Source organism: Archangium violaceum (genome assembly GCF_016859125.1).
Lineage (GTDB): Bacteria > Myxococcota > Myxococcia > Myxococcales > Myxococcaceae > Archangium > Archangium violaceum_A.
Genome location: NZ_CP069338.1, coordinates 11,926,075 through 11,944,699, shown reverse-complemented (window position 1 = coordinate 11,944,699; position 18,625 = coordinate 11,926,075). Strand labels below are relative to the sequence as shown.

18 protein-coding genes are annotated in these 18,625 nt (G+C 67.2%); 5 read left to right on the top strand and 13 right to left on the bottom strand.

The features are described from left to right. Nucleotides 1–3: 3 nt before the first annotated feature. The 6 genes from JQX13_RS50355 to JQX13_RS50330 form a co-directional block, all read right to left on the bottom strand. On the bottom strand, nt 4–1,119 hold the full coding sequence (locus JQX13_RS50355) for a phage major capsid protein (protein ID WP_203404476.1): 1,116 nt from the start codon (nt 1,117–1,119) through the stop codon (nt 4–6). A gap of 151 nt (nt 1,120–1,270) precedes the next feature. Further along, nucleotides 1,271–1,975: an HK97 family phage prohead protease gene (locus tag JQX13_RS50350; RefSeq protein WP_239015443.1), complete on the bottom strand. Its 705-nt coding sequence runs from the start codon at nt 1,973–1,975 to the stop codon at nt 1,271–1,273. 359 nt (nt 1,976–2,334) lie between these two features. Beyond that, complete coding sequence (locus tag JQX13_RS50345; RefSeq protein WP_203406493.1) at nt 2,335–3,564, bottom strand: phage portal protein; 1,230 nt, start codon at nt 3,562–3,564, stop codon at nt 2,335–2,337. 151 nt (nt 3,565–3,715) lie between these two features. Further along, nucleotides 3,716–5,242, bottom strand: a complete 1,527-nt coding sequence (locus tag JQX13_RS50340; RefSeq protein WP_239015528.1) for a terminase large subunit domain-containing protein — start codon at nt 5,240–5,242, stop codon at nt 3,716–3,718. After that, a complete protein-coding gene (locus JQX13_RS50335) occupies nt 5,242–5,874 on the bottom strand; it encodes a hypothetical protein (protein WP_203406492.1) in 633 nt (210 codons plus the stop codon). The genes JQX13_RS50340 and JQX13_RS50335 overlap by 1 nt, the downstream gene beginning before the upstream one ends. Nucleotides 5,875–5,920: 46 nt before the next feature. Then, nucleotides 5,921–6,658: a hypothetical protein gene (locus tag JQX13_RS50330; protein ID WP_203406491.1), complete on the bottom strand. Its 738-nt coding sequence runs from the start codon at nt 6,656–6,658 to the stop codon at nt 5,921–5,923. 380 nt (nt 6,659–7,038) lie between these two features. Here JQX13_RS50330 and JQX13_RS50325 point away from each other — a divergent pair, with 380 nt between their 5' ends. Next, nucleotides 7,039–7,389 carry a hypothetical protein gene (locus tag JQX13_RS50325; protein WP_239014354.1) on the top strand — a complete coding sequence of 117 codons (351 nt, stop codon included), beginning with the start codon at nt 7,039–7,041 and terminating at the stop codon, nt 7,387–7,389. A gap of 178 nt (nt 7,390–7,567) precedes the next feature. Here the strand turns inward: JQX13_RS50325 and JQX13_RS50320 are convergent, their stop codons facing one another. Beyond that, a complete protein-coding gene (locus JQX13_RS50320; protein ID WP_203406490.1) occupies nt 7,568–8,623 on the bottom strand; it encodes a P63C domain-containing protein in 1,056 nt (351 codons plus the stop codon). A 317-nt stretch (nt 8,624–8,940) separates the two neighbouring features. Here JQX13_RS50320 and JQX13_RS50315 point away from each other — a divergent pair, with 317 nt between their 5' ends. Further along, nucleotides 8,941–9,495 carry a hypothetical protein gene (locus JQX13_RS50315; protein WP_203406489.1) on the top strand — a complete coding sequence of 185 codons (555 nt, stop codon included), beginning with the start codon at nt 8,941–8,943 and terminating at the stop codon, nt 9,493–9,495. A gap of 121 nt (nt 9,496–9,616) precedes the next feature. Here the strand turns inward: JQX13_RS50315 and JQX13_RS50310 are convergent, their stop codons facing one another. The 5 genes from JQX13_RS50310 to JQX13_RS50290 form a co-directional block, all read right to left on the bottom strand. Beyond that, on the bottom strand, nt 9,617–10,624 hold the full coding sequence (locus JQX13_RS50310) for a hypothetical protein (protein ID WP_203406488.1): 1,008 nt from the start codon (nt 10,622–10,624) through the stop codon (nt 9,617–9,619). Between the two features lie 497 nt (nt 10,625–11,121). Further along, nucleotides 11,122–11,676, bottom strand: coding sequence for a hypothetical protein (locus JQX13_RS50305; protein ID WP_203406487.1), 555 nt, complete (start codon nt 11,674–11,676; stop codon nt 11,122–11,124). 163 nt (nt 11,677–11,839) lie between these two features. After that, nucleotides 11,840–12,898 carry a ParA family protein gene (locus JQX13_RS50300; RefSeq protein ID WP_203404487.1) on the bottom strand — a complete coding sequence of 353 codons (1,059 nt, stop codon included), beginning with the start codon at nt 12,896–12,898 and terminating at the stop codon, nt 11,840–11,842. 78 nt (nt 12,899–12,976) lie between these two features. Beyond that, entirely contained in the window at nt 12,977–13,438 is a 462-nt protein-coding gene (locus JQX13_RS50295; RefSeq protein WP_203406486.1) for a hypothetical protein, read from the bottom strand. Between the two features lie 95 nt (nt 13,439–13,533). Continuing rightward, the gene (locus JQX13_RS50290) at nt 13,534–13,845 is read right to left on the bottom strand and encodes a hypothetical protein (protein WP_239014353.1); all 312 of its coding nucleotides are present in this window, start codon (nt 13,843–13,845) and stop codon (nt 13,534–13,536) included. Here JQX13_RS50290 and JQX13_RS50285 point away from each other — a divergent pair. From JQX13_RS50285 to JQX13_RS50275, 3 genes are all read left to right on the top strand, one after another. Further along, the gene (locus tag JQX13_RS50285; RefSeq protein ID WP_203406485.1) at nt 13,835–14,686 is read left to right on the top strand and encodes a hypothetical protein; all 852 of its coding nucleotides are present in this window, start codon (nt 13,835–13,837) and stop codon (nt 14,684–14,686) included. The two genes, JQX13_RS50290 and JQX13_RS50285, sit on opposite strands and share 11 nt — an antisense overlap. Before the next feature lie 768 nt (nt 14,687–15,454). Continuing rightward, nucleotides 15,455–15,700: a helix-turn-helix transcriptional regulator gene (locus JQX13_RS50280; RefSeq protein ID WP_203412583.1), complete on the top strand. Its 246-nt coding sequence runs from the start codon at nt 15,455–15,457 to the stop codon at nt 15,698–15,700. Between the two features lie 3 nt (nt 15,701–15,703). Continuing rightward, nucleotides 15,704–16,924 carry a tyrosine-type recombinase/integrase gene (locus JQX13_RS50275; protein WP_203406484.1) on the top strand — a complete coding sequence of 407 codons (1,221 nt, stop codon included), beginning with the start codon at nt 15,704–15,706 and terminating at the stop codon, nt 16,922–16,924. A gap of 13 nt (nt 16,925–16,937) precedes the next feature. Here JQX13_RS50275 and JQX13_RS50270 read toward each other — a convergent pair whose 3' ends face one another. Then, nucleotides 16,938–18,395 (bottom strand): sigma-54-dependent transcriptional regulator, encoded by a 1,458-nt coding sequence (locus tag JQX13_RS50270; RefSeq protein WP_203406483.1) that lies wholly within the window; start codon nt 18,393–18,395, stop codon nt 16,938–16,940. Nucleotides 18,396–18,625 lie beyond the last annotated feature (230 nt).

The window sequence follows — 18,625 nt, the reverse complement described above, 5'->3', positions numbered from 1 at the left end:
GGGTTAGTACTTGACCTTCTTCTTGAACGCGAAGGCGGTGGTGTGCCGCAGCTTCCAGTCGGCGTAGCCCACCACCCGCAGCGTCTGCATGTCGTTGACGAAGTCGCTGGCGTTCTCGCCGATCGTCATCTCCATCTCGGCGGCCGAGCCGAAGTAGAGCTGGGAGGCCAGGCCGAATCCGATGTGCTCCCAGCCGAAGAGGAGCTCGGGGTTTCTCTCCACCGGGAACCCGTTGATCGTCGGGTTCTTCAGGTCGCGCAGTCCCTCGAACACCCACCCGGACGCATCCCGCAGTCCCCGCAAGTGCCAGAAGGTGTCACTGGGCATGAAGTAGAATGCCGAGTCATCCAGCTTGTGCTTCTTCTTCTCCAGCGCAGCCGGAAGGCTATCGAGGTCAGCCAGCTTCTTGGTCGCGTCGGTATCGGAGAGCGCACCCGTGGCCTCGGAGATCATCTCCTTCTCGACCTCCTCGAGGATGCCCAGCGGCTGCTTGTTGCCCTTCCCGAAGAGTCCGGCCTTGTCGAAGAGCAGAGCCATCTCCTGCTGCAACTCGGCGCCGACGTCAGCAGAGGCGGACGAATCCCCACGACGCATCAGATCGTTGGAGAGGCCTACCCGGCCCACGGCCTTGTGCGCACCCAACTCCATCAGCCCGTGCTTGATCTCCGTCTTCTCGACGGGCTCGCCCTCGGCCGCCCAGTACACGACCGCGCGCTCGTTCTGCCTGCCGACCACGAACTTGCCGCCGTACCCGGAGGCTTTGCGCAGTCCCGGCCGGCTGACGAGGAGCGACGGCCCCTTCAGGAATTCGATGATCTCGGCGGACTCCACCACGGGGAGGCGCTCACCGCCCTGGCCGAAGATGCTGGCGAAAGCACCCACTGCCTTGCAGCGGGTCACGTACTGCTCCAGGCGCTGGAAGTGCTCACCCTTCGCCACACCGAGGGCCTTGGCCCGGTCGAGGTAGATGATTTTGATGGCCACGCCCGCGCGGGCCTGCCAGAGCCGCCCCTCGGGCGGGTCCATCTGCAGGTCACGCACTCCGGTCACCACGGGCGTGGGGGCAGCGGGCGCGGCAGCGGCGCGGGAGGCCATCGCCGCCTCAACGGTCTTCACCACGATGGGCTCGATGGCGGCGGCCACCGCAGGAGGGATAGGCGGCGGGGCAGGGGGCTGGGGGTTGGCAGGCGACGGCTGGGGTTTGGGAGACATTGCACGCGGCTCCGTGTGAGAGGGAGGTGTCCGTTCGTCGTGGAGAAGGGGCGGGTGGTTACGCGGCGAGGCTGCGCAGCCATTTCGTGACAGGGTCCTCGTCCTCCGTGCTGGGCGGCGCCTCGTTCTCGCTGGCGCTCTCGTCCTGGGGCACGTCGGTCTGAGGTTTGTCGTCCTTCGTCGCGGGCGGCTCGGTGGCCTTGCCCTCGGACTCGGGCGGTTTCGCCTCGCTCTCGGGCGGGAACATCTTCGCGTGGATGGCCTTCACCATCGTGTAGAGGTCCGCCATGTCGACGGCTGGTGGCTCCGGCTTCTTCTCCTCGGGCTTCTTCGGTTCGTCGGCCATCTTGATCCTCACGGCGCCAGCCTTGGCGCCAACATCGACAAGGCTCACCTCGAGCAGCCTCGCCTCGTGAACGTCTTCACCCTTGCCATCGGGGCCCTTGCCGTTGGGCGTGGCGCGGACGGTCCGGTACCCAATGCTGCAGGCGGCGATGTCGCCCGCGTCGACAGCGCCCTTCACCTTCTGGGAGAGGTCCGTGAGGAGGTTGAAGCAGGGGACGAAGTACCACTGCCCCTCTTCTTCCCAGACGGTGGCGGAGCCCACGGGCAGGCGCTGCTCTGGCGAGGCATCAGGGACGATGCCTACGTGGTACGAGTGCACCCAATAGAGGGGCACCTCGTTCACGCCCTCGGGCAGGCGTAGCGCTCCGGCGTCCATGGTGTCGCCGTGGGCGTCGTCAACGCCTGGCGGGTCCAGCATTGCGAACACGGGCCCCTCCGCCGTCGCAACAGAGAGCCGCGGCGGAGACTCCATCCGCTTGAGGGTGATGCCTCGGGTCCTCATCTGACCCTCACCCAGCCTTGGCGGCGATTCACCGGGATCGCGCTCAACATCCACCAGCCCCTCCCTTTGCGCCGGTAGAGCGCGACTCCATGCCGGGCGCGGTCCAACTGGAGACCGCGGCGCATCTGACGACACGCCTTGCGGCCATCGGGGTGCTTGCGGTGAATGACCCAGAGGTCGCGAGCAGCATCAACGCGTTCGACCGCCGAGGTGCGCTCAATGCCTAATCTGTCCAGGTAACAGCCGCTGATGAGCATGATGAAGAGAAGCGGCGGCTACCTGCGCTCGGCGTCGCTGCGGGGCGGCGGCGGGTTGCTGGGGGTAGCTGGCGTGTCGAGCACGGGCTGGGCCCCAGGCAGCGGGCGCGGGCGCTTCCCTTCGAGCTCCGGGTCCGGCGGGAGCCCTCCCAAGGCGCGCACCTCGTTCCAGGTGACGCCTTCGTTCGGTGCCGACGTCACAACCTTGAAGGTGCGCTCCCAGGACTCTGGGCGCGGGTCATCCGCGATGAGCACCGCGTCCGGGTCGACGCGCGGGACGAGCCCGTGGTTCAGCTCGGCCACGAGCTTGTCGAGCCACGGCGCTATCGCCCTGTCGGCCAGCGTGTACTTCTCCTCCTCTGCGCTCGCGCGCGTGCCGGCGGCTGAGTCGCCCATCATCCCCGGGGGGATGTTGAACACCTTGCGCGCCAGGTGCTCGAGCCCTGCGGCGGCTTCGTCCATCTGGAGGGCGCGGAAATCCTGTTGGATTTGGGAGAGCGTCACTTTCCCGCTCACGAACCAGACGCGTCCGGCGCTCTCCGGTTTGGTGAAGCGTTCCTCGTAATCCGTCTGGAGCTCCTCCGCCCTATCGTCCCCGGCAGTCCCCTCGTCGACGCCCACCACGGCGGCGGGCAGTCCACCCCGCTTGAAGGTGGCCTTGCGTGCGGCCTGAATGGCGGCGCTGGTGTCGAGTTCGTCAGCCAGGGCGGTACCGCGGCCCAGGCCTCGCCCGGCCGGGTTGCGTGGATCCAACCCCTTGAGCCACACGATGTCCGAGGCTGGCACACGCCCAGCGAACAGGTTGTACGAGACGAAGTAGTACGGGTCCTGCGGTGTCGGCGTCATCGTCACGCAGTGGGGCGGGATGGGCTCGTACCCGACGACGGCGCCCGTTGCGGAACGGCGCAGCCACATGAAGGCCTCGCCAGGGAGCATCCGGTACACCGCCAGCAGCTTCAGACAGGACTGCCCTGGGTAGTCCGGGTGGGGCGCGTAGAGGATTCGCAGCAGCTCGTGGTCTTCCAACTCCACCCACTCGCCAGAGGCGGACGCGTCGGCGAGGTACTTCGCGCGGAGTTCCGGTGCCATGGCCCTTACCGAAGCCTGGGCCGCCTTGGCGCGAGAGGAGCCCGGCTGGTAGCGGAGCGGGTTGGGCTTGAAGACCCGGAAGCGGGTGGCGGCCAGCGGGTCGGCCACCGTATCCACTACTGCCTGGAACCACGCATCCTCCGCGTATGCGTCGAGCACGGCGCGGCTGTCGCGGCGCGGGTGGAACGTGGTGATAGGGATTGCGTGGATGACGGGCTGCCCGGTCCCAGGGCCGAGCAGCAGGGCCGACAGTGCGGCACGGAACCGGTAGCGCAGAGAGGAGCGGGCATGCCCGAGAGAAGGGCGCGGCCTACTCGTCGTCCTCGTCCTCCGTGCCAGCCTGGGCCTGCTGCGCACCTCGGCCAGCTGCTCCAGCGTTCTGCCGCTTCGGGCACACGTAGAGATAGATCGGCCACGCGAATGCGTCCGCCCGGTCGTCGCGGCCGTGGCCGCCTTCCTGTCCGGTGAACTCGGAGAGCTGTTTCTCCAGCTTGTGGTGCTTTCCGACCATGTGCACCAAGCCCGCCTCGCACTGCGCCGTCACGGGGGCGGCGCGCTCGGCCTTCGACTGCATGGCGCGCATGCCCTTCACCTTCACCTTGGCATCCACGCCCCGGATGGTGCTCTTCACCATCGACCCGCCCGTGTTTGTCTCGGCGAACACGAACGTCTTCTTCGGCGGCGCCAGGTGCTTCCAACGGTGGACGGCGTCCACGGCGACTTTCGCCCAGGCCGTGGGCTCAGGCTCCTGAAGCGACAGGTCCTGCAGTACGTACGTGTGCAGCAGGCCGTCGTCCTCCTCGCGAATCCCCACCACGACGATGCCGTGCAGGTCCGCGCCCTTCTTCTCGCCGGTGGCCGGGTCCACACTGACCACGACCTTGTCGAAGAGCGGCTTACCCTGGCGCGCTGGGATGGTCTCAATGCTCTCCACGCGGGCGGCGTCCCAGTTGACGCGTTTGTAGAGCGTCGCGTCCATGGGGAAGAAGAGCTCGCCGCCGTACTCCCGCCGGCCATCCGTGGAGTTGGCGAGCGCCAGCGCCTGGCGGATGAAGGACGGATCGAGGTTGGCTGCGTTGTCGAAGGTGGTGGACTGCGCGAGGAAGAGCCTGTCCTTGTCCTTGAGGATTTGCCGGAAGAGCGGGGTGGGCGCTGGCGTGGTGGTGATGACGACGCGCGCCGGCAGGCCCAGTCGCTCCATGCGCGGGGTGATGATGCGCGCGCACTTCGTGCGGCACTGGTCGTAGACGTCCTCGGGGTGCTTCTTCCAGGCCACGATCTCGTCGGCCCAGACGAAGGACACGTTGTAGCCGCGGAACTTGTCGGGGCCGGCCTGGGCCGGCACGTAGTGCGCGACTGCTCCGTTGGGCCATACCAGCATGCGCTTGCTGCGCTTGTGGGCCGGACGGAACCAGGGGGGCGAGAGGGTGAGGATTCCGGACGAGCCCTCGAGCTGGTTCTTCCGAATCTCTGAGTCGGTAGGCCCGACGATGAGCATCACCGCGTTCGGGTCGGCGCGGGCCTCCTCGATGACGGCCGAGGCGCCGGCATGCGTCTTCCCAGTGCCGCGGCCGCCCAGGAAGAACCACGTACGCCACACCTCCGAGGGCGTCTTCTGGACCGGCCGCAGCGAGTAGCGCGGCTCGTAGTACAGGGCGAGCACCTCGGCGGGCGTGAGGCCGAGCGCGTGGGTGAGGGACTCCTTGATGCGCGCGGCCCGGTGCTTCAGGACGAGCTGGTCGAAGAGCGAGAAGCGTCCCTGCGTAGCCGAGGACAGCAGGGTGACGCCCTTGTAGAGGTCCTCCCCGGACTGCTGTATCGCCGCGCTCGCCACCATCACGCACTCTCGGGGGTCGCGTGCTCGGGCTCAGCAGCCGCAGTGGCCTCGGCGATCATCGCGGCGCGCTTGTCCTCCAGCTCGAGGAACTTCCGGGCCTTCTCCTCCAAGGCCTGCATGGCCTGCTCGGGCGTGACCATCTCGAAGGCTGGGCCGAGCGCATTGCCCTGCTGCGCTGCATTCGCCTCTCGCGGAACGGTGAAGACCTTCGGCTCCGTGACGGCCAGCAGCCACGTGGCGAAGCGCGGATTCATATGCCGGTCCGTGATGGACCGCTCGCCGAGGTTGATGAGGTACGCCCGCCGGTGAGCTCGGGCGTACTCGCACTCCATGTAGAGCTGGGTGTAGAGGCTGCGCTTCTTCCGCGCGGCCGCGTCCTTTCCCCTCCGCAGCCATTTATCGAGGCAGTCCTCGGTGGTGCCCGCCATCGCAGCAGCGGAGCGGAGGAGCCCCGTGCGGGCGATCTCTCGCGCGATGACGAGCACCATCTCCGGTGTGAGGGACGTCCGAGGCCCGCGCAGGCCTGTGGGCTCGTACCCGTCCAGAGGGTCCGGGGCGATGGACGCATCCCCGCCGTCGCCCTCCACCGGGCCATCGAGCAGCTCCGGCGGCATTCCCCTCGGACGAGCCATGTCCCGGAGAAGGGGCGGACCTACACCGCCCCTCCCAGGCGGCTCGTCAGGCGTCGGACGGCAACTGGGCGAGGGCCTTCACCCGGGTGTGCAGCGCCTCCGTCACGTCGTCGATAAGCTCGGCGACGGGGCCGTCGCTGTCATCGCAGGCAGCTATCGCCCGCTGGGCCTCGGCCAGGTCGCGCGTGGCGGCGGCGATCTCCGAAAGCCCCATGAGGAACGGGTCGATGCGGCCCTCGTCCTCGACCACACCAGCGGGCACGCTGCCCTGAGCGAGCCTGACCACCGCCGCTCCGGCCTCGGGCGTCCAGGCCGTCAACGTCATCGAGGCGACGGGGCCAGACTCCGGCGTCTCCTGCGTCGTCGTGGCGGCGGTGCTGGCCTCGGACGAGCCGAGCTTCTCCGACAGCGAGTTCGCTCTCTCCAGGGTGGCGCACACGGACGTGGCCCGGGACTCCAGCTCCGCCAGCGACTCCATAGCCTGGGACGCATCGACGTTGATGGTGCCGACGTAGACGGGGCTCTTCGGCCTGGCAGCGGCCTTGCGGCGCTCGTACTCGGCGATGATCGCCTGCGCCGCCACATCCCAGCGCTCCTGGGTCAGGGCACCGCTGCCCGCGGGGATGTTCTGGCCCAGTTCGTTCCAGCTCGGCATGGGCCGACCGTCGAAGGTGGCCCACTTGCCGTAGGGACCCGGGTGGTTGCCGTAGGCGTCGAAGCCGATCTGCCCGAAGCTCACGGGCTCGGTGCTGTGGGTGGGGCTGCTGCTGGTCGGGGTCGTCATGGGTGCCCTCCATGGGCTGACTGCGAGGTGACACCCGCGAGAAGGGGCGTGGATCGCTCCGGTTTTGCGCCGATCAACACCCCCTCCGGGCAGACCCAGGGACGTGATTCCGCGCGTTTACGGCCGGGGTAGGGCCTCAGAACCCAAAAAAACGGGGGGTCGTCCGACAGTTTCGGCTGAAGTGCCCGCAGGGGTAGCGTGGGGTAACCGCGAGCGCAGGATTGCAGGGCGCCGAGCAATCCTGATTTTGGCCCGCAGGCCGTTTTTTGAGGGTGGGGGTGCCCCGGTGTCGCACATGCGCCTCTGCGCGCGCGTCCCACCTCCGGACCGCCCTCCGGCCTAAACTTACCCGGTGAGGTAGGCGGGGCTACATCTCGGGCATGCCAAAGCCCACCCGCACGTCTCTCGAGGTCCGCCGCTTCTCGCCGAGCATGAGCACGCCCCCCGCCCCTGAGTCCAAGCCCTCGCCGTGGCTCACCATGGCCGTGCCCATCGTCGTCACGCTGCTCGGGCTCGCCGCGCAGTGGGGCACGCTGGGCGCAGACGTCCGCAACCTCGAGCGCCGCGCCGCGGTGAGCGAGAGCGAGCTGGCCCGTGTCACCACCGCCCAGTCCAACGCCCGCGAGCAGGCCGCGCGCATCGAGGCCCAGCTCGACGCGATGAATCGCGAGCTCGCCCGCCTCGCCCGCGCCATCGAGAAGCTGGCCGACTCCCCCCGCGCGAGCCGGTGACCCATTCCCAGGCCCGGCTCGCCGAGGCCCCACTCCTGCGGAGGCCGTCAACCATCGGCGCACCGATGTCGTGTCGACTCGCGGGCAGACTTGGAATGCACGCTTTCGTCGGGCACGCCAGCACCTAGTGCGCCTGCCTCAATGCGCTGAAGGCCTGGAGCCCGTGGGCCGGGGCGGCTCAAAGGTTCGAGAGATCGTCGAGCGGCAGCTCGTAGTTCTTCCCGTACCTGGGCACCGCGCGATCGAGTTGTCTCACGAACGTCTTGAAGTCGGGGCTGATCCGCATGAGCGCGCAGACGACGGCCAAGTGCTTCCCGAGATGCTCGTGGCCAATGTCGACGCTGAGGAACTGGTGGTGCTTGTGGCGGCGGCGCCCGTCCTTCACGACTGGGTTCTTGCGCTTCAGTTCGTCGAGCACACCCTCTGGCAGCCGCTCATAGACCAGGTTGTTGGTCAGCTTGCCCACGAGCACCGGCCGCTGGCTGAGCGGATCCGCCTTCCAGCCCAGGAGCCGGAACATCTCCGTGTAGAACTCATCCGGGAAGCGCTTCGCCCAGGGCAGGAGTTCCTTGGCGATGTACGCCTCAAGAATCTTGTGGAGCTCGCCGCGGCGCCTCTCGGCTTCGTAGCCAGTGGCTTCGTCGACCAGCGCCACGATGCCGACACGAGAGAAACCACGCACGAGCACTTCGGCTTGGCGGGCGATGTGCTGCTGCTGCGTCTGGAGGACGCCGGCTGCCCGCGCCTCAAGGATGGCGTCACAGAGATCGACGAGGGCCGACGCCTCGAAACCGAACGCCATTCCGCCGCCCGGGAGGCGAAACTGAAACGGCGCCTGGATCAGACCCGCTAACCCCTCGGAAATATAGGGGGAAATGCTCTTTCCGAGCGAAAAATTGGTGAGTCGATCATACCCCTGCTTGGGGTTGCTGCCGCCCTTCATCCCGAGCGTCGAGATCATGCCAGCACGCGAGAGCACGCGCCGTCCGTCGTTGAGGACGAAGCAGGGAATGACCAACTCGTCGGGCCCACCAGAGGGGATGCGCAGCTCGCCCTCGTGCGTAGCGCGCGGGGTCCGTTCCGTCCCCGGCGACTTCGCCCACCGGGCCTCGGCCGCCGCCTGCGCGATTTCACGGCGGCGCTCAGTAGATAGGGCCGCAGCTCTCGCGCGACCGCCCTTCTTGCCACCGCGTTCGCCCAGCTCCTTGGCTGCATCCTTTGCTTGCTCGGTCATGCATTGAAGCCAATCACCTTATGCCTACTCGGTCAAGCATGGTCCTCGCGCGACGTTCTACGAGCGGCACGCGAGCCGGGGTAGTGCTTGTGGTGTGATGCCAGCCCTCCCCGCGCATCCGTACGGAGTGCGCCACGCGACTGGGGGCGATGGCGCTCGGCCAGCGGTCCGGAGGCCATGGTGATGGCCTCCACGAGGCTGAGCCTGTCATCCCATCGGTTCCGGGCTTGGCACCCATCGTGAAGCAGGGCTCTTCTCTTTACTGCCGCTCCTTCTCCTGGCCGGGGCACACCCGCCCCTCACAACACGGAGCGCCCATGCGTCGCCTGTCCCTGCCGTCCCTCGCCGTCCTGTCGCTGCTGTCCCTCTCCACCCCCGTCTTGGCCGACACCAGCCCGCCCTCGTCCACGGGCGCGGCCGCCGTCACCGCGCACCTGGTGCAGCAGGCCCAAGCCACCCCGCGCACCGTCGCCACCCGCGCGCCGCAGGTGGTGGCCCAGGACGAGGCGCCGCCCGCGACAGAGGTGGGGCTCGGCGAGTGGCTGAAGCTGGTGGTGCAGGCCGTCGCCTCTCGCAACTGGGGCCTGCTCGCCTGCGCGGTGGTGCTCGGCGCCGTGTTCCTGGTGCGGAAGTTCCTGGTGGGCCGGGTGCCCTGGCTGGCCTCGGACGTGGCCGGCGTGGCCCTGTCCATGGTGACGGCCACCGTGCTCTCCCTGGTGGGCGCGCTGAAGACGGGGACGCCGCTCTCCCTCTCGCTGGTGCTGGGCGCCATCCTCACGGCCGCCGGGGCCTCGGGGCTGTGGAGCTGGGGGAAGAAGCTGACCGCCGCGGCGAAGACGTCGAAGGTGGCCCCCCGGACGGCGCTGCACTGAGCCGCGCCTCCTGCTGAAGCACGAAGGGCCCGGTTTCTATCTCGGAGCCGGGCCCTTCGTGTTGAGTCGTCCTCAGGCATATCGCGCCTATTGGGCTGGATTTACCCAGTGCCGTCCTTGCTTACGTACCTGCCTTGTCGTCTGTTGCCTTCGTGTTGTTGCTTGGCTCCGTGGTTTCACTGTCAGGATTGTCGGGATTCTTTGCCTCAAGCAACTTGAGCGGGTCGCCTGAAAACAGGCGCTCTATAGCCTTAGGCGTGGGGAAGTTCGATAGAACCTCGTTAGGTGATGCAGGCGGTGGCAGGAAGAGCATGCGCTTTTCGAGCAATTCCGTCCCCTGTTGAACTGCCGCGCGAAGCGCCGCCTCTGTCTCCCCGTGCACCTTGGAGAAGGGCCTCGTCGTCTTCAATTTCTTAACCGCATCATCGAGCAGATGGGTTCGGATTGTATCGTTGTGTCGAGCAATCGAATCCATCTCCTTGACTAACGTTTCCGTGACCGCGACACGCGCTTGGGCCTGCTTCCACGTTTCCCACACCACAATTGTTTTGAAGGCAGCATGAATTACAGCCCCAACAATCGCGATAGCAGTCGCCGAGGGGAGCAACAACTCGAGGTAGAACGAGCCTGAGTCGAAAGCCATGACATCAGGCCGCACATCCACACGTTCGCCGTTATCAGTCTCGGCCTCAATTTTGGTGAGGATGTCGAAGAACCTCCGGAGGTCTCCCACCTGCCTCTCAAGCTCTTCAATGGGGCCGGGCTCTGGGATCTGAACGACCAATTGGGTTGGCTTTTCTGGAGGGAGAGCACGCCCAAGAATCTTGCGCAGCAAGCTCACAGTTCGGGCTAGCGTGGTGAGGTGCATCACTACCGGATCAAGGTCATTACGCACCCCTACTACAGTATCCCTGCTCTGCCCCATGAATACGCGATTGTCTTCAAGTGGCTTAATGAAAGGCTCCAGCGCGGGCACTTGCCGGAGGGTGCGTAACGCAAGCTTGATCTGATTGGCATCATGTATCCCCACCTCGAGAGAACTGCCTGACGTCGGGCTATATCGCTCGATGTTAAGCTGTTCTGGCAGGGCGGCCGTTTCTATAATGTGCTGGATGTCGCGAAGGCGCATATGAGGGGTCCCAGCCTCTAGTGCACGGCTCGGCGGTTCGCAAGAGGCGGGGAAGCCATTTCAGTTGCTTCGTGCCTGCCATAGGGGGGCACGTAGCCAGCCCCGTGTAGGTGTCGCACCCTGATGAGAGGGGGGCGGTGAACGCAGGGATGGAAGGCCCCTTTCCAGCGCCATTGAAGTCGTGGCAGCGGGTGCGACCCCGAGCGGCGGAGCGGCAGGCGAGGTAGAGTTCCAGCTTGAGTCGCTCGCGCATGCTCCCGACGTCCACGCCCAGGAGTCGTTCACGCTTCCGGTCGGCTCCCCCTCGCGAGTTCCGCCCGCGCGGCCAGTTCCTCCACCCCATGCTCTGCCCGGGCCCTCGCGTACCTCGTCCAGGCATGGGGACTGCCATCCGACCCACGCGGCGCCTGCTGCAACTCAACCTTGGCACCTCCTGATGCGCGAAGGGCCCGGTCTCCATTTCGGAGCCGGGCCCTTCTCATGCCCTGCGTGCTCGCTCAGAACGCCCAGGCGGGCGAGGTGACGAGGAGCCCGATGGCTGCGGCTGCGATGGCAGCGGCCTCGGCCGGGGTGGGCGCACGCCCCTTCCCAATCTCCTTCAGCTCGTCGAAGCGCTCCTGGATGAAGGGCCGCACGATGCTGCGCACCCTCCCGAGCGACTTGGCGATCTTCGTCGCGCCGGCACCGCCACCCTTGCCCTTGCACCACTCGTCATTCATCGACTTCAGGATCTTGCTGGCCTCCTCATGGCCCGCGAGGGTGGTGTCCGGGCCGAAGATGTTCCCCTCCAGCGCCTTCTTCGTCTCCTCGAGGAAGCGCTCGGCTGCGGTGATCTTCCCGCACTCCTCCTCCGCAGGCGTGAAGTTGGTGACCCGCTTCGCCTCCTCCACCAGACGCTTGGCCGCCTGATAGAGGTCCCGCTGGATGTCCGACGACTTGAGCCCGAGCTTCGTGGAGCTGGTGTAGGAGGCGGGAGGCTCGGCGAGGGCGGCGGTTCCGACGACGAGAGCGGCGACCGCCACGGCACTGAACAACGTCTTGAACGACAGCATGTGCAACCTCCTGGAACGCCCGGCTCGCGGAGTGCGGCCGGGTACACGCCCAGAAGGGGTGGTGGCACCACGTGAGGAACGCTGAAGCACGAAGGGCCCGGCATCCGAGGTGGAGGCTGGGCCCTTCATGTTGCCTAGGGTGAAGGCGAGGCCAATACCCCAATTACAGATTGGCGACGAGGTCGTCGATCGCGCCGATGCAGTGCTTGCGGTACTCCTCGTTGACCCTGACGCGTTGGCCGACCAGCGCGACTCGGCCTGCCTGGAGCTTGGTGAAGGGGGCGCCCTTGGCGAATGCCACCACTCCGGTCGTCTGGAAGTCGCGCACGTCAGCGAACAGCTTGTTCTGGGTCGTCGGGACGAACAAGGCGGGCTGGTTCTGGTGAAGCTCCATCACGTTCTTCTCGATGGAGGAGAGGACGTCGGCGTAGGCCGAGGCCGGCCCCATGTACTGAGTCAGGCGATTCTTCACGATGAGACGAATCTTCGGAAGCGGCCTGCCCGCCGCCGTCAAGCGTGTTCCAAACGCATGTTGCGTGTAGATCTCGGACGGAACCTTCAGCCCGTACACCAAGGAAAAGACATTCTGCACGGCACGCCGGGATGAGTCGTCCGCCATGACAGGCAGAACGAGTTCGTCCGCCGCCGCGAGCGCCATCTGCGTGTAGACGGAGAAGCTCGGGTTGGCATCGATGAAGATCATCGTGTAGCGGCTGCGGATCGGTGCGAGGAAGTCCCTGAGCCAATCCATGACAGCGAGCCACGTGTTCGTGCCCGGGATCTGGGCGTTGGACAGCGTCGACATCGCGTTCACCTGAAGCTCAAGTAGCGGGTCGCCGCAGACGAGATCGACATTGCTGGGCACACTGCTGTTGGATCCAGCGGGATTGACGATGAAGTCGTCGCTATTGAACTGCGGCGGAGTGTACGGGCTGGGCAGGCGCAGCTGGAAGTACCCGCCGATCGTTGAGCGGGGAATCGCCCCCTGGAACTTCAACAAGTTGTCCGAGCCCTTGTTGGTGAGCCCCCCGAGGAGGAGTTCGGAGAGATTGGCCTGGGGGCACATGTCAATCGCAAGGATCCGTTCCTCTGGACGCTGTTCGGCATACCGACACAACGACTGGAACACGAGGCTCGTCTTCCCCGTACCTCCCTTGTTGTTCCAGAAGCAGCAGATGGCCGAACGGGGGGGGTTCTTGGTCTTCTTGATGGTCACGGTCATGGTGGCCACTGTAGCGTCCATTTTGGACGCCTGCAAGGCCCGCGAGGCCAGCGTGGCGTCCCGTGGAGCCGGGGATTATCAGGCGCCGGAGGCCGACCTGGCCACGAAACCAGTCCCTTCGCAGGAGTCGCACCCCGAAGGAACGAGGCAGGTGCCTGCATCGAGCATTTCGCCCTCGCCGGTACCGCCGCAGTCCCCGCAGAGCTGGCGGCCCAGGGTGATGGAGCGGCGAGCGAGGTAGACCTCCCGCTCCAGGCGCTCGCACATGACTCCGACATCCACGCCCAGGAGCCGCTCCTTGCTCCGGAGACAGACGGCGTCGCTGTGGCGCTGAGTCCACTCCTCGTAGGCGGCCTGGTCGAGAGTCACCCGCTGCAGCTCGGCCTCGGCGGTGGCGAGCCGGGCCCGGACGTCGGAGAGGCGATTCTGGAGGGCTTCTACCTCAGGGCGCAGGTGCTCGGCGCTGGCGGGGTTGACTGCGGCGAGCTGGGCGAGCAGCTCGGCCAGGGTGGGCGGGGACGGTGGGGCGGGGCAGGGCATGGGCTTCCTCCTGGTGGTGGGCCGGAAAGACACGGGCCCCGGGAGGAGGGGGGATGTCCTCCCGGGGCCGCGCGGAGGCCGGGGCTAGTCGGCCATCAATCGTGAGAGAAGTTGGGACGGCACGGGCTCATCTGGACGCCATGGTCCGGGCACTTCCACCCGGGCGACTGGCAGTAGCACTGCTCCGCCACCGCCTTCTCGCAGCACCGCGGGGGCCCGGGCGGCGGTGGCGTGTGCGTCTCCTCGGGCTCGGGCAGGCCCATCAACCGGAGTTGGCGCTTCGTGAAGAACGTCCCCATGCCGAGGAGAAGGGGTGGCCTCCAGGGGCAGGTGAATATCCACCCGCAGACATCGTCGGTGCGGGAGTGGTACAACCGGGCGCGGGAGGGCCGCGCCTTGGAGAACAACAGCCACCAGCAGAGGGGTAACCAGCTCGGGCAGTACCGCCTCGGGTCGAGGTACAGGAACACGGGAGAACTGGGCCGCGTCTACCGCGCCCACCACGTGGAGACGGGCAGGCCCGCTCTGGTGGTGCAGCGCACGGAGCGCCAGGCCGATGACGCCCCCCTCGCCGACTGGCAGGTGCGCGTCGTTTCCTCCGTGTCCCCGTCGTACCTCGCCCTCGAGGTGGAGCGCGCGCCTGAGGGTGGGGATCCGCTGGATGTGGCTGGGGAGCTCGTGTTCATGCTTGAGGACGCCGCCCAGGTCGCCGACACGACCATCAACCGCCCGGAGACGATGGGGCACCTACTCGGCGCTGCCCGGCCCACTCCGCGCACCTCCCAGGCCCCTCGCGCGGAGCGGGCCTCCTTGCGGCGCCCGGCATTCGCAGCAGCAGCCGCGGCCCTGGCGGCTGCTGCGCTCCTCCACCTGAGTGGCTCCTCCTGGCCGGGCCCGGCCGGGCTGGATGCCGGCGACGAGTTGGCCCTGGCGGATGACGCGGGGTGGGGCGGTAGTGCCGACGAGGTGGCCAATGACCTTGTTCTGACCGCGATGCCTGATGAGGCGCCATTCCTCCTGGCGAAGGCACTTCCTAAGAAGCCGTTTAGCAACCAGAAGCGCCCGCCGTGCGACAAGCAATTGGAGGTCGAGATGAATGGCGGCTGCTGGGTGCGGCTCAAGGTCGATGGCACATGCCCGCCCGACAAGGCTTATGAGCATCAGGGGGAGTGCTTCCTTCCAGCCGCCAAACCAACGGCGTCGCCTGCAGCCGTCTCTCGCCAAGCTCTTGCGTTCGACCGGCAGTAGTAGTAGCTGTTCCCGTTAGTTTCTGCTTCACCGTCGCCGACCCACCTGTGGCCTAGCAGGTACCGGCGCCGCCCCACTAAGACATGGCCGACCGTTTTGTTTCTTTGGTCGGCCCCGAGAAGCCCGCCCCTATGGACTGCCCTGGGGGTCGGCCCAGGACGCCTCGCATCGGTCTAGGCCCCGATGCTGAGGCGTCTGCTTTTTTGGGGTGTGCGATGGGTCGCGTCGGAGGTGTTCAGCCCCCTTTATTCACCCGTTTTCGGCGGGTCTGCTGTCTAGCAGCAGCGGCTCGTCGGCAGTGCACCGGCAGGTGTCTAGCCGCACCTGTCGGTGCGCTGTTTTTCTTGGGCGGCTACCCTCATGTAGCGTCCGCGTGGCACGTCCGCATCGACCGCCGCGCGGCGGCGCAACGAGCGGTGCGTATGGTCTTCTCAGGCCAGCTCATTGCCTTGCATCGCAATCGCTCGCGTCATGGGTCCTCACTGACACGTGGCGCGCTGCGTCCGCCCAAACTCGTCACCACTGCGAGCGCAGCCGGTGACCCGAGCGTCCGAATTCCGAGACAGGTCAGCCAGCCCGTGGACCCGGTGCGCCAGAACGGTGCAGTCACGTGTCCCGTTCTGGCGCAAGTGGATTGGCACACAAGTTGTTACCCGGTGAACACCGCGTAACGTGGGCAGCGCGGGGGAAAGCGGGGGAATCACCAACACAGAGCAGCGCTGGCGCGGAGCCCCCACTCCGCGCGCTGCCGAGGACCGCGTGACGACGATGACGAACTGCAACAATAGCGAGAGGAAGGTGGTTCTGGTGCCCAAGGGAGGGCTCTGGGACTGCGAGCAGGTGGCGGACTACCTGAACGTGTCGAAGTCGTGGGTGTGGAAGCAGTGCCGGGAGAACCTGGGCCTGCCCTTCGTGGAGCTCGGCGCGCGCAACTACCGCTTCGACCCAGAGAAGGTGAAGGCCTGGGTGGACGCGCAGTCTCGGCAGTCCCAGCAGCAGGTGCAGGTGGGCTGACCCGTGACGAGCGCGTACTTCCGGCCCAACAAGAAGGGGAAGGATGTGGTGGCCGCGGGCAAGCGCCTGCAGCGGCGCGCCCCCGACTTCGGCACGTGGTGGATCCGCTACCGGGATGCGGCCGGGCGGACTACCCGCGAGCGCACGGCCGCGCGCATGGAGGCCGAGGCCGAGCGGATGGCACAGGAGAAGGCCCTGTACGCGGAGAAGGTGGCGGGTGGCTTCGCGAACCCAGCGCCGGTTCCGATGACGTGTGAGGAGCTCTTCGAGAAGTACCTCGACGCGAACAAGCACCTGGGCTCGCAGGCCCCCATGCGCTCCCAGGTGAAGAACTGGCTGGTGCCGCACTTCAAGAAGAAGCCGGTGGCCGCCGTGACGCCGGCCGACTGCGACGCGCTGCTGACGAAGTCTCGGGACGCGGGACAGAAGCCGGCCACGGTGCGGCAGCTCCACATTCGCGCGCGACTCGTCTTCAAGTACGCCATGCGCCTGGGCGCCGTCCGGGAGAATCCCTGGGACCGCGTTCCCCGTCCCAAGGTGCCGGTGAAGAGCCCGCGCTTCCTGTCGCGGGACCAGGTGCAGGCGCTGCTCGGTGCTGCCGGCCAGTACCGGCTGCTCCTCCTTACTGCGGTGCTCACGGGCCTGCGCCGCGGCGAACTGGCGGCACTGGCCTGGACGGACATCCACTGGGATGAGGGTCCGTGCGGTGTCCTCCATGTGCGCCGCAGCTGGGATCGTGACACCACCAAAGGCGGCAAGGAGCGCGTGGTGCCCCTCCACCCCGTGCTCCGCGGAGAACTCGAGGCGGCATTCCAGAAGGTGGACCGGGACGAGCGCGGTGCACTCGTGGAGCCTCTGGTGTTCGCCTCGCCTGAGGGCGGGTTGCGCAACGAGGCCTGGCACACCGCCAAGTTGGTGCGCCGCATCGGAGAGCGCGCCGGGGTGGACCTTCCCGAGGGCTTCACGTTCCACGACTTGCGGAAGACCTTCCTCACCCACCTCCTGTCGGACACGGCGGGGAACATCGGCGCGGGCCAGCAGCTGGCCGGCCACTCCACGCCTGCTGTCACCTCCACCTATTACCTGGGGAAGAACCTCACCTTCCTCGCCGAGGCCGTGCAGGCGCTGAAGCTGGTGGAACCAGCCTCGCCGCCCGAGCACACCGCGAGCACACGGCGTCTCCAGGTCGTTCCCACTCCTTCCCGTAGTGCCATGAAAGGCTAGTTATGTCGCGTACTTACGTTTCGCCGCCGCCGCGCTTCAGCCCGAGGGCCTTCATCTTCTTGTAGAAGTGGCCGCGCTCCAGGTCGAGCAGCCGCGCCGCCTCGGTGACGTTGTCCTGCGTGTGCGCGAGCGTGAACTGGATGATCTCCCGCTCGGCGTCCTCCACCTGCTCGCGGAAGGTCCGGTCCACGCGGGGCCGGAAGCCGCTGGCGGGCGTCGCCACGGGAGCCGCCGGAGCCGGAGCCGCCGGAACCCCAGGGGTTGGCATGGCGGGGGAGCTGGTGGGAAGAGGCGGAGGCACGGTGCCCTTGCCGCGAGGGAGCAACTCGGCGGCCTCGTGGCCGGAGACGACGGGGCCCTCACAGAGGATGGCGAGCCGCTCCACCAGGTTGCGCAGCTCGCGCACGTTGCCCGGGTAGTCATAGGCTGCCATCACCGCCAGCGCCTCCGGGGAGAGTGACAGCGGCCGGCGCCCGTTGCGCGCGCACGCCTCCTTCAGGAAGGCGTCGATCAGCGCGGGGAGATCCTCGCGCCGCTCGCGCAGGGGCGGCGAGTGAATCTGCACCACGTTGATGCGGTAGTAGAGGTCCTCGCGGAAGCGCCCCGCCTCGATCTCCTTCTCCAGGTTCTTGTTCGTCGCGGCGATGACGCGCACGTCCACCTTGAGGGTCTCCGTGCCGCCCACCCGCTCCAGCTCCCCCTCCTGCAGCACGCGCAGCAGCTTGGCCTGCATGGCCTGGGGCATGTCGCCGATCTCGTCCAGGAAGAGCGTCCCTTCGTGGGCCAGCTCGAACTTGCCCCGGCGCACGCTCACCGCGCCGGTGAATGCCCCCTTCTCGTGGCCGAACAGCTCGCTCTCGATGAGCTCGTGCGGAACCGCCGCGCAGTTGAGCTTCACGAAGGGCCCGTTCTTGCGTTTCGAGTTCTGGTGCAGCGCCCGGGCGATGAGCTCCTTGCCGGTGCCATTCTCCCCCGTGATGAGGACCCGGCCCTCGGAGGGCGCCGTGCGTTGGATGAGCGAGAAGATGCGCTGCATGGCGGGGCCGCTGCCCACCATGTCGTAGCGGCCCACCTCCGCACGCAGCGCCTGCAGCTCCTCCATCACCGCCTGGTGCTTGAGCGCGTTGCGCAGCGCCACCAGCAGCCGGTCGCGGGCCAGGGGCTTCTCCAGGAAGTCCCGAGCGCCGAGCTGCGTGGCCTTCACCGCCGTGTCGATGGTGCCATGCCCGGACATCATGATGACGGGCAGCTCCGGTTTGAGCTCCATCAATCGGGCCAGCGCCGTGAGCCCGTCCATGTCCGGCATCTTCACGTCCATCAGCACCGCGTCCACCGGGCGCGCGGACACCACGTCCAGGGCCACCTGCCCGCTGGCCGCCAGCTCCGTGCGGTAGCCCGCGAGCTGGAGCGACGTCTGGAGCGTCAGGAGGATGTTCTTCTCGTCATCGACGATGAGGACGGTGGCGGGCATGTCGAGGCACCTTGGGGCGGGACAGTGTGGTCGCCCGGCCACACCGTTCCGGAAATCCGGCCGTCGTTCAAGGATGACGCCATGCGTCATCCGGCGGAACCCGAGCGCTCGTGGAGCGGGAGAGCTGCCCGGGAGGACGGTGCCTCTTCGTCTCGCGGGCTCTCCGTGCTCGGAAAAGGAGCACGTTCCCCCTCTCGTGTTTTGAGATTTTGAATTTGATTGATTTGAGG